The sequence below is a fragment of the Stutzerimonas nosocomialis genome (assembly GCF_005876855.1).
GTDB lineage: Bacteria > Pseudomonadota > Gammaproteobacteria > Pseudomonadales > Pseudomonadaceae > Stutzerimonas > Stutzerimonas nosocomialis.
In genome coordinates, this window is record NZ_QLAE01000008.1 from 109526 (window position 1) to 122432 (window position 12907).

Annotated in this window: 11 protein-coding genes; 7 read left to right on the forward strand and 4 right to left on the reverse strand. The window is 65.6% G+C overall.

Annotation, left to right across the window (positions count from 1 at the left end; all coding sequences use genetic code 11):
• The 5 genes from ispG (at position 1) to der (ending at position 5812) form a co-directional block, all read left to right on the forward strand.
• Complete coding sequence (gene ispG, locus DN824_RS07240) at positions 1-1113, forward strand: flavodoxin-dependent (E)-4-hydroxy-3-methylbut-2-enyl-diphosphate synthase (RefSeq protein WP_138407721.1); 1113 nt, start codon at positions 1-3, stop codon at positions 1111-1113.
• A gap of 14 nt (positions 1114-1127) precedes the next feature.
• Positions 1128-2447: a histidine--tRNA ligase gene (hisS, locus tag DN824_RS07245; RefSeq protein ID WP_138407675.1), complete on the forward strand. Its 1320-nt coding sequence runs from the start codon at positions 1128-1130 to the stop codon at positions 2445-2447.
• On the forward strand, positions 2444-3085 hold the full coding sequence (locus tag DN824_RS07250; protein ID WP_138407676.1) for a YfgM family protein: 642 nt from the start codon (positions 2444-2446) through the stop codon (positions 3083-3085). The genes hisS and DN824_RS07250 overlap by 4 nt, the downstream gene beginning before the upstream one ends.
• A 4-nt stretch (positions 3086-3089) precedes the next feature.
• On the forward strand, positions 3090-4235 hold the full coding sequence (bamB, locus tag DN824_RS07255) for an outer membrane protein assembly factor BamB (RefSeq protein WP_138407677.1): 1146 nt from the start codon (positions 3090-3092) through the stop codon (positions 4233-4235).
• Positions 4236-4330: 95 nt separating this feature from the next.
• Positions 4331-5812, forward strand: a complete 1482-nt coding sequence (gene der / locus DN824_RS07260) for a ribosome biogenesis GTPase Der (protein WP_138407678.1) — start codon at positions 4331-4333, stop codon at positions 5810-5812.
• Positions 5813-6554: 742 nt separating this feature from the next.
• Here the strand turns inward: der and cysE are convergent.
• Positions 6555-7349, reverse strand: a complete 795-nt coding sequence (gene cysE, locus DN824_RS07265) for a serine O-acetyltransferase (RefSeq protein ID WP_138407679.1) — start codon at positions 7347-7349, stop codon at positions 6555-6557.
• Between the two features lie 184 nt (positions 7350-7533).
• On the opposite strand from cysE, the gene DN824_RS07270 reads away from it, so the two are divergent.
• Positions 7534-8682 carry a pyridoxal phosphate-dependent aminotransferase gene (locus tag DN824_RS07270; RefSeq protein WP_138407680.1) on the forward strand — a complete coding sequence of 383 codons (1149 nt, stop codon included), beginning with the start codon at positions 7534-7536 and terminating at the stop codon, positions 8680-8682.
• Positions 8679-9464, forward strand: a complete 786-nt coding sequence (locus DN824_RS07275; protein ID WP_138407681.1) for an amidohydrolase — start codon at positions 8679-8681, stop codon at positions 9462-9464. The genes DN824_RS07270 and DN824_RS07275 overlap by 4 nt, the downstream gene beginning before the upstream one ends.
• 4 nt (positions 9465-9468) lie before the next feature.
• Here DN824_RS07275 and DN824_RS07280 read toward each other — a convergent pair whose 3' ends face one another.
• The 3 genes from DN824_RS07280 to DN824_RS07290 all read right to left on the reverse strand — a co-directional run bounded on the left by DN824_RS07280 (position 9469) and on the right by DN824_RS07290 (position 12872).
• Positions 9469-10827 carry an APC family permease gene (locus tag DN824_RS07280; protein WP_138407682.1) on the reverse strand — a complete coding sequence of 453 codons (1359 nt, stop codon included), beginning with the start codon at positions 10825-10827 and terminating at the stop codon, positions 9469-9471.
• Positions 10824-11627 (reverse strand): 50S ribosomal protein L11 methyltransferase, encoded by an 804-nt coding sequence (locus DN824_RS07285; RefSeq protein ID WP_138407683.1) that lies wholly within the window; start codon positions 11625-11627, stop codon positions 10824-10826. The genes DN824_RS07280 and DN824_RS07285 overlap by 4 nt, the downstream gene beginning before the upstream one ends.
• Before the next feature lie 201 nt (positions 11628-11828).
• Positions 11829-12872 carry a methyl-accepting chemotaxis protein gene (locus DN824_RS07290; RefSeq protein ID WP_138407684.1) on the reverse strand — a complete coding sequence of 348 codons (1044 nt, stop codon included), beginning with the start codon at positions 12870-12872 and terminating at the stop codon, positions 11829-11831.
• Positions 12873-12907 lie beyond the last annotated feature (35 nt).

The window sequence follows — 12907 nt, forward strand, 5'->3', positions numbered from 1 at the left end:
ATGCATTCCGAGTCTCGTATCAAACGACGCCTGTCGCGCAAGATCTGGGTGGGGCCCGTGCCCGTGGGTGGGGACGCCCCGATCGCCGTGCAGAGCATGACCAACACCGATACCTGCGACGTCGACGCGACCGTCGCGCAGATCAAACGTCTGCAGGATGCCGGCGCGGACATCGTGCGGGTGTCGGTGCCCGACATGGATGCCGCCGAGGCGTTCGGCCGGATCAAGCAGCGTGCCGGCGTGCCGCTGGTGGCCGACATCCATTTCGATTACCAGATCGCGCTGCGGGTTGCCGAGCTGGGCGTGGACTGCCTGCGCATCAACCCCGGCAACATCGGGCGCGAGGATCGTGTCCGGGCAGTGGTCGAAGCGGCGCGTGACCGCGGTATTCCGATTCGTATCGGCGTCAACGCGGGCTCCCTGGAAAAGGACCTGCAGAAGAAGTACGGCGAGCCTACGCCCGAGGCGCTGGTCGAGTCGGCGTTGCGTCACGTCGAGCACCTGGATCGCCTGAACTTCCCGGATTTCAAGGTCAGCGTGAAGGCCTCCGACGTGTTCATGGCGGTCGAAGCCTATCGTCTGCTGGCCAGGCAGATCGAGCAGCCGCTGCACCTGGGCATTACCGAAGCTGGCGGGCTGCGCTCGGGTACCGTGAAATCCTCGGTCGGCCTGGGCATGCTGCTGGCCGAGGGCATCGGCGACACCATCCGCATCTCGCTTGCTGCCGATCCGGTGGAAGAGATCAAGGTCGGCTTCGATATTCTCAAGTCGCTGCACCTGCGTTCGCGCGGCATCAACTTCATCGCCTGCCCGAGCTGTTCGCGGCAGAACTTCGATGTGGTCAAGACCATGAACGAGCTGGAGGGCCGGCTCGACGATCTGCTGGTCCCGCTGGACGTGGCGGTGATCGGCTGCGTGGTCAACGGCCCCGGCGAAGCCAAGGAAGCCCATATCGGCCTGACCGGTGGCACACCGAACAACCTGATCTATATCGACGGCAAGCCGGCCCAGAAGCTTACCAACGACAACCTGGTCGACGAGCTGGAACAACTGATCCGGCGCAAGGCCGCCGAAAAGGTCGAAGCCGACGCGGCACTGATCCTGCGCAGCTGACCTAAGGAAGACACTTGAGCAAGTCCCTGCAAGCCATCCGTGGCATGAACGACATCCTGCCCGGACAGACGCCCGTCTGGCGCTACCTGGAAAGCACCTTCGCCGAATTGCTCGATGCCTACGGCTACAGCGAGATCCGCCTTCCCATCCTCGAATTCACCGAACTCTTCGCCCGTGGTATCGGTGAAGGCACCGACGTGGTGGACAAGGAGATGTACACCTTCCTGGACCGCAACGAAGAGTCGCTGACCCTGCGCCCCGAAGGCACTGCAGGCTGCGTGCGCGCGGTGCTCGAGCATGGCATGACCGGCGGCGGGCAGGTGCAGAAGCTCTGGTACACCGGCCCGATGTTCCGCTACGAAAAGCCGCAGAAGGGCCGCTATCGGCAGTTCCACCAGATCGGCGTCGAGGTGTTCAACCAGCCCGGGCCGGATGTCGATGCCGAGCTGATCATCCTTACGGCCCGTCTGTGGAAGCAGCTGGGCCTGGCCGACGCGGTGACCCTGCAGCTCAACAGCCTGGGCTCCAGCGAAGCCCGCGCGACCTACCGGGACGCCCTGGTGGTCTATCTTCAGCAGCGCTTCGATCAGCTCGACGAAGACAGCCAACGTCGTCTGACCACCAATCCGCTGCGTATCCTCGACAGCAAGAATGCCCAGACGCAGGCCCTGCTGGCCGATGCGCCGACGCTGCACGATTACCTGGACGACGACTCGCGGGTGCATTTCGAGGGGCTCAAGGCGCGCCTGGACGCGGTCGGTATCGCCTACGAGATCAATCCCAAGCTGGTCCGCGGTCTGGACTACTACGGCAGAACGGTCTTCGAGTGGGTCACCGATCGCCTGGGGGCCCAGGGCACGGTCTGCGCCGGTGGTCGCTACGACGGCCTGATCACCCAGTTCGGTGGCAAGCCCACGCCGAGTGTCGGCTTCGCGATGGGGGTCGAGCGGCTGGTCTTGCTGCTCGAAACCCTGGCGCTGGTGCCCGAGCACCTGACCCGCCCGGCGCACGCCTATGTCTGCGCCTTTGGGGAGGCGGCGGAGCTCGCTGCGGTGGCCCTGGCCGAGCGGTTGCGCGATGCGTTGCCGGGGCTCCGGCTGCTGCTCAATTCCGGCGGCGGCAGTTTCAAGAGCCAGTTCAAGAAGGCCGACAAGAGCGGCGCGCGCTTCGCCCTGATTCTGGGAGAGGACGAGCTGGCGGGTCGCGTGGTAGGTTGCAAGCCGCTGCGCGACGATAGCGAGCAGGAAAACATTGCCTGGGATGCTCTACCCGAGCGTCTGGCTGTCTGCTTCGAGCAGACTGAGACTAAGCGAACAAAAGGAGTGACGGTGTGACCTCGGGTACTGAAGACGAACAAATCGCGCAGATCAAGGAATGGTGGCGCCGTAACGGAATGCCGCTGCTGGTTGGCGCGGTACTGGCGCTGGCCCTGGTTTTCGGCTGGCAGGCCTGGCAGAACCATCAGGTCAACAAGGCCCAGGGCGCCTCGGCCCTCTATCAGCAATTGCTCGATGCCTCGCTCAATACGGGCAGCGTCGACGCAGCCGAAGTGGCGCGCCTGGGCACCGAACTGAAGAACAACTACGGCGGCACTCACTACGCCCAGTACGGCAGCCTGTTCATGGCCAAGATCGCGGTGGAAGCCGGGCAGCTCGACGATGCGGCCAGCGAGCTGCACGCTGTGCTGGACAAGCCGGCCGACAAGACCATCGAAGAGCTGGCCCGTCAACGCCTGGCCCGTGTCCTGTCCGCCCAGGACAAGGCCGATGAAGCCTTGAAGCTGCTCGACGGCGAGGCCGAGAAGGCCTTTGCGGCGAGCCGCGAGGAATTGCGTGGCGACCTGCTGGTCCAGCTCGGTCGCACCGATGATGCCTTTGCTGCCTATAGCAAGGCCAAGCAGTCCCTGTCCCAGGATGCCGCCGTCGGCGGGCTGCAGCTCAAGCTCGATGACCTGGCCAAAGGGGAGGCATGACGTGATGCGTTGGAAGATTGCCGCGCTGTTGTCCCTCGTGGTGCTGGCTGCCGGCTGCAGCAGTAGCAGCAAGGAGCCCGAGCCCGCCGAACTGCAGAAGTTCGATGCCGAAATCCGTCTCGACCAGCAGTGGAGCCGCTCGGTCGGCAAGGGGCAGGGCAAGACCTACAACCTGCTGGCCCCGGTCGTCTACGGCGACCAGATCTTCGCCAGCGATGTTCGCGGGCGCGTGGTGTCGCTGGATCGCTTCACCGGCAAGGTGGAGTGGCGCAAGGATCTGGACGAGCCGGTGTCCGGCGGCGTAGGCGCCGGCTACGGGTTGATCCTGGTCGGCACCCTCAAGGGTGATGTCATTGCGCTGGATGCCGCCAGCGGCGAAGAGCGCTGGCGCAGCCACGTCGGCAGCGAAGTGCTCGCTGCTCCGGCCATCAACGGCGACATCGTCGTCGCCCAGACCCAGGACGATCGTCTGGTCGCGCTGGAAATGGATACCGGGACCCAGCGTTGGGCCTATGAAAGCTCGCCCGCAGTGCTCACCCTGCGTGGCACCGGGGCGCCGGTGCTCACCAACCAGCTGGCGGTCGCCGGTCTTTCCAGCGGCCGTGTCGTCGCGCTGGATACCCGCGGTGGCCTGCCGGTCTGGGAGCAGCGGGTGGCTGTACCCCAGGGGCGTACCGAACTCGAACGCGTGGTCGATATCGACGGCGGCCTGCTGCTGTCCGGCGGCACGCTTTACGTGGTCACCTACCAGGGGCGCGTCGCCGCGCTGGAGCTGGAAAGCGGCCGTATACTGTGGCAGCGCGAGGCATCGAGCTCCGGTGGCGTGGCCCTGGGTTACGGCAGCGTTTACCTGAGCCTGGCCAATGGCACCGTCGAGAGCATCGACGAGCGTTCGACCAGCGTCCTGTGGCGCAACGAAGACCTGGCGCGCCGCCAGCTGTCGACGCCGGAGGTGCTGTCGAGTTATGTGGTGGTCGGCGACTTCGAAGGCTATCTGCACTTCCTGAGTCAGGTCGATGGCCGTTTCGTCGCCCGCACCCGGGTCGAAAGCGCTGGCGTGCGGGTCCGCCCGGTGGTGTCCGGCGACTGGCTGTATGCCTACGGCAACGATGGCAAGCTGGTAGCGCTGACCATCCGCCAGAGTGACTGATCGGCAGCCAGATCGCTGCCGCCTCAGGGTTCAATAGCCGGCCGCTGCCTTGCAGCGGCCGTTGTGTTTTCTGAAATATCGAGTTGGAGAGCCGCATGGTTCCCGTTATCGCCCTGGTGGGCCGTCCGAACGTCGGCAAGTCCACCCTGTTCAACCGGCTGACCAAGAGCCGCGATGCCATCGTCGCCGAATATGCCGGCCTGACCCGTGATCGCCAGTACGGCGAGGCCAAATGGCAGGGTCGCACCTACATCGTCATCGACACCGGCGGTATTTCCGGTGACGAGGAAGGCATCGACGCGAAGATGGCCGAGCAGTCGCTGCAGGCGATCGAGGAAGCCGATGCGGTCCTGTTCATGGTCGACTCGCGGGCTGGACTGACCGCCGCCGACCAGATGATCGCCGAGCACCTGCGCAAGCGGAACAAGCGCAGCTTCCTGGTCGCCAACAAGGTCGACAGCGTCGACCCCGACATCGCCCGCGCCGAGTTCAGCCCGCTGGGCCTGGGCGACGCGCTGCCGATCGCCGCGGCCCACGGGCGCGGCATCAGCCACATGCTGGAAGCGGCCCTGGGGATCTTCCCCAAGGACGAAGAGTCGCAGCCGGGTGCCGAAGGCGAGGGCGAAGAAGAGGTCGCCGAAGGCCAGGAGCTTTCGCGGATTCCCGGGCCGAGCGAGAAGGACGGCATCAAGATCGCCATCATCGGCCGGCCCAACGTCGGCAAGTCGACCCTGGTCAACCGCATGCTCGGCGAGGAGCGGGTGATCGTCTATGACCAGGCCGGTACCACCCGCGACAGCATCTACATCCCTTTCGAGCGCGACGACGAGAAATACACCCTGATCGATACCGCCGGCGTGCGCCGTCGCGGCAAGATCTTCGAGGCGGTGGAAAAGTTCTCCGTGGTCAAGACGCTGCAGGCGATCCAGGACGCCAACGTGGTGATCTTCGTGATGGATGCGCGCGAAGGCGTGGTCGAGCACGACCTGAACCTGCTCGGCTTCGTGCTGGAAACCGGGCGCGCGCTGGTCATCGCGCTGAACAAGTGGGACGGCATGGAGCCGGGCGAGCGCGACTACGTGAAGACCGAGCTGGAACGCCGGCTGTTCTTCGTCGACTTTGCCGACATCCACTTCATTTCCGCCAAGCACGGCACCGGGGTCGGGCATCTGTACAAGTCGGTGCAGGCTTCGTTCAAGTCGGCGATCACCCGCTGGCCGACCAGCCGCCTCACGCAGATCCTCGAGGACGCGGTGCAGGAGCACCAGCCGCCGCTGGTCAACGGACGCCGGATCAAGCTGCGCTATGCGCACCTGGGCGGAGCCAACCCGCCGCTGATCGTCATCCACGGCAACCAGGTGGATGCGGTACCCAAGTCCTATTCCCGCTACCTGGAAAACACCTATCGGCGGGTGCTCAAGCTGGTCGGTACGCCGATCCGCATCGAGTACAAGGGCGGGGAGAACCCCTTCGAGGGCAAGAAGAACACCCTGACCGACCGCCAGGTGAACAAGAAGCGCCGCCTCATGTCGCACCACAAGAAGGCCGACAAGAAGCGCCGCGACAAGAAGCGCTAAGCGTTCCCTGTCAAGGTTCTTCGCGTTTCATGGAGGACAGGGTTGTCCGATACCGGACTGGCGATATGGGGTGCTGAATGAACGTTTTGATTTCATTGGGCCCTATCGAGCCGTCTGATAGTTTGGTTTCGCCCTGCGGGTCGAGTCACCTTTTTCAGTCGCGAAAAAAATAACCAAAAACGCTTGCCCCTGCATCCGGCCCTGCGCTTCGCTCCACCATTGCTCCAGGGGACGGCATACAGGGCGTCCCCGGCGCTTTAAGCGGGGACGCCTAGTCCTCGCTCCCTTACACAACGGTTCCGCTCACCCTCCTGAACGGGGCGGTTGGTGGCGCCTGTTGGTTCGTGCAAAAAAGCAAAGCCAAAAGCAACATCATTGATCTTCCAGGCGACGCGGACCCGTTCCCGGCAGGAGGCCGATTGGAGGTGCTGCGCAGGGGGACACGAGGACGCCGGTGAGGAACGAAGGGGCAGGGACGCGGGCCCTCGGAGCGGCGGGAAGTCTGGCCGCAGGCCAGACCCGGATGTCGGCGGTGGCTTTCTCTTTGGCTGCTTTCTCTTGGCCAGGCAAGAGAAAGTGAATCGGCCGGCGGGCCGAAACCAAGGGTGTCAGCACACTCGGCAATCGCTTCAGACATCGAGGCGCAAGCCTGAACCAGACGACTCCGTTCGACATCAATCTTCGTATCCGGAGTCATCCTGACGAACCGCTTTTTTCAACGCTACAGATCGCGAGTAGGCTCTCAGCCTTGCTCGTCAAACGACTGGTCCATATCCAAGGCCGGTCGAGCGTGCTTCGGCTTGCCGACCGGGCGCGCCGGGTTACCCACAACCGTCGTATGCGGCTGAACGGGATGCAACACGATGCTTCCCGCACCCACCTTGGCGCCTTCGCCGATCTCGATATTGCCGAGGATCTTCGCGCCCGCGCCGATCATCACCCCGCTGCGTACCTTGGGATGACGATCGCCGCCTTCCTTGCCGGTGCCGCCCAGCGTCACGCCCTGCAGGATGGACACATCATCGCCTATGACGGCCGTTTCACCGATGACGATGCCCGTGCCGTGGTCGAGCATGATGCCGCTGCCGATCCGACTGGCGGGGTTGATATCGATGGCCAGGCGTTCGTTGCAGCGCGCCTGGATGAACATCGCCAACAGGCGTTCGCCCTGGCCATGCAGATGATGGCTGATACGGTACGCCTGCAGCGCCAGGAACCCCTTGGAGAACAGGAACACTTCCAGCGCTGTGGCGAACGCCGGGTCGCGGCTGACGATTGCCTGCAGGTCGCGCCAGGCCGAGTCGGTCAGTGCCGGGGCCTGGCGGTGAATGTGGGCGAAGCGCTCGGCCAGCGTCTGCTGTTGCTCGGGGGTGTCCGCCAGGGTGCGGCCGACTCGATGGGCGAGGGCGCAACCGAAATCCGGCTGTTCGATGATGGCTTGCCGGAAGACGGCGGCCAGCGTCGGCTCGCTATCCATGGCCCGTTCCGTCTGGCTGCGCAGGGCATTCCACGAGGCGCTGGCGGTATGCATTGACATGGCGAATTCCCGATGGAGATTGGGGCGCAGGGTAAAGGCCAGGGGCTTGTCGATACAACCGTATCAGCCCAACGCTTTCGGGAAGGAGTGGGCCTCTCCCGGATGCTCGTATCGGGCCGCGGTGATCGGCTATCCTGCTTGTCCCTGCCGCATCCCCGCCCGGCAGGCCTGTCGGAAGGCTGTCATGCTCATCAGCAAATTACCCAATGTCGGCACCACCATCTTCACCACGATGTCCCAGCTCGCGGCGCAGACCGGGGCGTTGAACCTGTCCCAGGGTTTTCCCGACTTCGATGGGCCCGACGCGCTGCGCGAAGCCGTGGCGCGCCATGTCATGAGCGGCCACAACCAGTACGCGCCGATGCCGGGTCTGCCGGCGCTGCGCGAGCAGATCGCGGACAAGGTCGCCAGGCTCCATGGGCGAACAGTCAGCGCCGGTGACGAGGTGACCGTCACGCCCGGCGCCACCCAGGCGATCTTCTGCGCCATCCACGCGGTGATCCGTCCGGGCGACGAGGTCATCGTCTTCGACCCCTGCTATGACAGCTACGAGCCTGCGACCGAGCTGGCCGGAGGGCGCTGCGTGCACCTCGCCCTGACGCCCCCGTCGTTCGCCATCGACTGGCAGCAGCTCGGCGAGGCGCTGTCGCCGCGCACGCGGATGATCATTCTCAACAGCCCGCACAACCCGAGCGGCACGCTGATCGGCCGCGCCGAGCTGGACCGGCTGGCCGAGCTGATTCGTGGACGGGACATCTACCTGCTCAGTGACGAGGTCTACGAGCACCTGGTGTTCGACGGCGCCAGCCATGCCAGCGTGCTCGGCCACGAGGAGCTGTATCGCCGCGCCTTCGTGGTGAGTTCGTTCGGCAAGACCTACCACGTGACGGGCTGGAAGACCGGCTACGTCATCGCGCCGCCGGCCCTGACCGCCGAGCTGCGCAAGGTCCACCAGTACGTCAGCTTCTGTGGCGTGACGCCGCTGCAGCATGCCCTTGCCGACTTCATGGCCGAGCATCCGGAACATGTAGACGAGCTGCCGGCCTTCTACCAGGCCAAGCGGGACCTGTTCTGCGACCTGCTGGCCGGATCACGTTTCGCCTTCACCCGCGCGGCCGGAACCTATTTCCAGCTGGCCGACTACTCGGCGATCAGGCCGGACCTGGACGATGTCGAGATGGCCCAGTGGATGACCCGCGAGCACGGCGTGGCGACCATCCCCATCTCGGTGTTCTACCAGAGCCCTCCGCAAGGGCTGAGGCTGGTCCGGTTCTGCTTCGCCAAGCGCGAAGATACGTTGCGCCAGGCCGCCGAGAGGTTAGCCGTCCTATGACCGCACGCCCCGATCTCGATATCGCGCTCGTCCAGACGAGCCTCGTCTGGCAGGACGCCGCCGCCAACCGCGACCACTTCCAGCGCCTGCTGCAGCAAGCGCGGGGTGCCGACCTGGTGGTGCTGCCGGAAATGTTCACCACCGGATTCTCGATGCACTCCGAGCACCTGGCGGAGGCGGAGGATGGCCCCACCGCGCAGTGGCTGCGCGAGCAGGCGGCGGCGCTGGAGGCCGTCGTCTGCGGCAGCCTGATCGTTCGCGATCAGGCCGGTTTTCATCGAAATCGCCTGCTCTGGGCGCAGCCCGACGGCCAGCTGTTGCACTACGACAAGCGCCATCTGTTCCGCATGGCGGGCGAGCACAAGCACTACAGTGCGGGCAGCCGCCAGGCGGTGTTCGAGCTCAAGGGCTGGCGGGTGCGGCCGCTGATCTGCTACGACCTGCGCTTTCCGGTGTGGAGCCGCGATGCGAGCGGCACCGACCTGTTGCTGTACACCGCCAACTGGCCGGCGGCGCGCCGGCAGCACTGGAACCGCCTGCTACCGGCCCGGGCCATCGAGAACCTCTGCTACGTGGCCGCCGTCAACCGGATCGGCGAGGACGGCAAGGGGCATGCCTACAGCGGCGACAGCCAGGTCCTGGATTTCCACGGCCAAGCGCTGCTCGAGGGGCGGGATGGCGAGGGCGTGTTCCGGGTCAGGTTGTCGGCGGCCGACCTGGCGGAGCATCGCGAGCGCTTCCCTGCGCATCAGGATGCCGATGACTTCGAGCTGAGCCTGTAGGCCTTCAGCTTTCGACGGTTTTGGCCACCAGCGCCTGGCGTCTGAGCAGCAACAGCGGCAGGCCGAGCACCAGCACCAGCAGCCCGAGCAGGGCGCCCAGGCCCGCATAGAGCGTGCTCGAGACGAACAGCCCCAGGCAGCAGCAGGCGAAGATCAGCGGCAGCAGCGGGTAAAGCGGCACGCGGAAGGGACGCGGCACGTTCGGTTGCAGCTTGCGCAGGCGCAGCAGCGACAGCGCCGTCATGCACATGAAGAACCAGAACACCGGCGCGGTGTACGCGACCATCGCCTCCACGCCGCTCTGGCTCAGGGCGCCGAACAGGATCAGCAGCAACGTGATGGCGCCCTGGACCAGCAGCGCGCGCACCGGCGTCGAGCCGCGCTCGTTCCAGGCGCCGAGCATGCTCAGCTGCGGAACGTCGCGTCCCAGCGCGTAGTACACACGGGCTCCGGTCAGGATCGTCGCGTTGATGGTGCTCAGGGCGGTGAAGCAGATCAGCAGGCTCAGCGCCAGGGCGGCCCAGTTGCCCGCCACCAGGTCCATCAGGTCGGCGCCCACGGCGGTCGACTGGCTGAGCGCCTGCAGGCCGAATATCTGCAGGAAGGCCACGTTGGCCAGCAGGTAGAGCGTCGTCACCACCAGCGTGCCCAGCAGCAGCACCCGGCTCATGTTACGGCCCGGGTCTTGCAATTCGCCCGACAGGTAGGCCGCCTCGTTCCAGCCGCCATAGGTCAGCAATACGAACACCATGCCCATGCCCAGCATGCCGACGCTGATCCCGTCCCCGGTCGGCTGAGCGGCGACCACCGGTTCGGCCTGCGCGGAAGAGAGCAGGCCGGCCAGCATCACGCTGGTCAGCGCCAGCACAGTCAGGCTGCTCAGGATGACCTGGATACGCTTGGATTCGCGAGTGCCCAGGATGTTGAGCGTGGTCAGCAGCACCACCGCGAGCGCCGCGTGCAGGGCTGCGCCATAGTCGCCGAGCGGTATCAGTCGCTGCGCGTAGTCGCCATAGATGAACGCCACCGCGGCGATGGCGCCCGTCTGGATGACGGTGCCGCGGGCCCAGGCGAACATCAGCCCCAGCTGCCGTCCCCAGGCCTTGCTCAGGTAGTGATATTCGCCGCCTTCGTCCGGAAAGGTCGCGCCGAGTTCGGCATAGCAGAGCGCGCCGACCAGCATGAGCAGGCCGCCGGCGAGCCAGAAGCCGATGTACATCGCCGTGCTGTCAGCGTGCTGGGCGACCAGGGGCGGAAAGCCGAAGATGCCGACGCCGACCACGACGCCCACCAGCACGGCGACGCCATCCAGGACGGACAGCCCGCCGCTGTGCGGGGGCTGGGTTTGAGGGCCCGTGCTCAAGTGCGGCGCGCGCTCCAGTTGGAGACGGCTCCTTCGCCAGAGAGGGCGGTGATGCGATCACCCTCGACCTTGCCCATGTAGAGCTTGCCGCCCACGTTGAAGCGCAGGACTTCGCCTTCCAGGCTGCCGGTCACCGCGTTCTGCAGCCCACCGGCCTGGGCGGTGCCTTCGACCTGCTGGAATTGCTGCTGCAGGTCGAGGGTGAAGTTGCCATTGCCGTCGTTGACCTCCCAGCGGCCGTCGACCTTGGCCGGCACTATCCAGAGGTAGACGTAGCTGCCGCCGATGTAGTCGCTGCGATCGGCCTGCCACTCGTCCATGCTGAAGGCATGGGACACCACCCGGGTGCCTGGCTTGAGCGTGTCGAGGATGACTGGGCGCAGGCGTAGGTTGACCCGCGGCAAGAGGTACATGGTCAGCACCGTGGCCTCGGAAATGTCCTTCTTGAACAGGTCGCCCTGTTCGAAGCTGACCTTGTCCGATACGCCGGCGGCTTCGGCATTGGCCTCGGCTTCACGGATGCGCTCGGGGTCCAGGTCGATCCCCAGGGCCGAGCGAGCGCCGCGATCGCGTACCGCCGCGATGGCGATGCGACCGTCGCCCGAGCCGAGGTCGATGACGGTGTCGTCCGAATTCACGTTCGCCATCTCCAGCATGCGCGCCACGACATGGTCGGGCGTCGGCACGTAAGGAACATCGAGTTGCGGTGCGTTCTGGGCGTGGGCGGGCAACAGGGCGGAAAGCAACAGCAAGGGTAGAGCGGTCAGAAAGGCAGGACGGCGAACGGACGCGAGCGACATGGGTGTAACTCCCTTGGCAAGTTCGGTCCCCGCACGGGTTGGACGGGGCGCTAATGTCCGGACCCATGCGCCGCTTCAAGGTTCTGGGCACGCCCGGGAAAATTTTTCCGGCGACGCCGGACGCTTACCCGGCAAGGCCCGGTTGGCGGGCGTCGATACGCGATCGGCTAGCTTGTAACGCCATGTAAAAGCACGCCGCCACTAGCGCGTCTCTTCGGGTAGCGATTGTTCGATCACGCCGTACCAGCCCATGCCGGGATAGGTTTCGAAGCCTGGCGTAAGGGCCCAGGCCTGGATCGATCGCTGGTTCACCGTGCGGTAGCCGCTGGCCTGTTCGCGGGCGGTCTCGATCCGGACGGGATCGCCCAGCACGGCCCTGGGATCGGAGCTGGCGATGAGACGGTGATCGGCATCGATCAGCACGCAGCGGCTGCGAGGGCGCTCCTCGTCGCTCAGGCGCACGCCCTGGATGACGGCGTTGGCCTGGGTCTGCCAGTCGAAGAACACGCCGATCACCCCGAGGACCTCGCCGTTGCTCTTGCCCTTGGCCCGCACCGCGGCACTGAAGGGACAGGTGACGGCGTTGCCGAGCAGCGGCTCGCGCATCACGGACGAACAGTGGTAGCGGTCGCCACTCGGGTGGCGCAGCGCCTCGCGGAACCAGGGGGCGTCGGCCACCCGAGCGCCCAGTACCTGGGGATGGGCGCCGGGCCTTCCACAGGCGATGACCTTGCCCTGGCGGTCGGCTATCCAGATGTCCAGGTAGACGGTGTAGCTGTCGAGAATGACCCCGAGGCGCCGTCCCGCTTCGGCGCAGGTGGCCGGGTCGAGGCTTTCCAGGGCGCGGACCAGCGACGCGTCGGTCGCCCACCAGCGCACGTCGCAGGAGCGCTCATAGAGGTTGCGGTCGATGATTTCGATCATGTGCAGCGCAAGATCGGCCAGGCGCTGGCCGCGCACCTCGAAGCACATGCTCTGGCCGACCTGCGACAACTCGCTGACCGCCGAACGCAGGTTGGCCGAGAGCCCGTCGGCAATGCCCATCACCCGCTCCGAGATCGACTTGACCTCTTCGGCGACGATCGAGAAGCCGCGTCCCGAGGCGCCGGCATGGGCCGCTTCGATCAGGGCGTTGATGGCCAGCAGCTTGGTCTCGCGGGTGATCTTCTGGATGTCGGCAATGCCGCGCGCCGCCAGGACTTCCACGTCTCTGGACAATTCGACGATGCGTTCGGGCTCTATCATTGCGGTTCTGACCTTGAGGCAAGGAGGAGGGCAAG

What these genes read in the sequence shown, in the direction of transcription:
- ispG (WP_138407721.1), top strand. Translation starts at nt 1, where the DNA reads ATGCATTCCGAGTCTCGTATCAAACGACGCCTGTCGCGCAAGATCTGG.
- bamB (WP_138407677.1), top strand. Translation starts at nt 3,090, where the DNA reads ATGCGTTGGAAGATTGCCGCGCTGTTGTCCCTCGTGGTGCTGGCTGCC.
- der (WP_138407678.1), top strand. Translation starts at nt 4,331, where the DNA reads ATGGTTCCCGTTATCGCCCTGGTGGGCCGTCCGAACGTCGGCAAGTCC.
- cysE (WP_138407679.1), bottom strand. Translation starts at nt 7,349, where the DNA reads ATGTCAATGCATACCGCCAGCGCCTCGTGGAATGCCCTGCGCAGCCAG.
- DN824_RS07270 (WP_138407680.1), top strand. Translation starts at nt 7,534, where the DNA reads ATGCTCATCAGCAAATTACCCAATGTCGGCACCACCATCTTCACCACG.
- DN824_RS07275 (WP_138407681.1), top strand. Translation starts at nt 8,679, where the DNA reads ATGACCGCACGCCCCGATCTCGATATCGCGCTCGTCCAGACGAGCCTC.
- DN824_RS07285 (WP_138407683.1), bottom strand. Translation starts at nt 11,627, where the DNA reads ATGTCGCTCGCGTCCGTTCGCCGTCCTGCCTTTCTGACCGCTCTACCC.
- DN824_RS07290 (WP_138407684.1), bottom strand. Translation starts at nt 12,872, where the DNA reads ATGATAGAGCCCGAACGCATCGTCGAATTGTCCAGAGACGTGGAAGTC.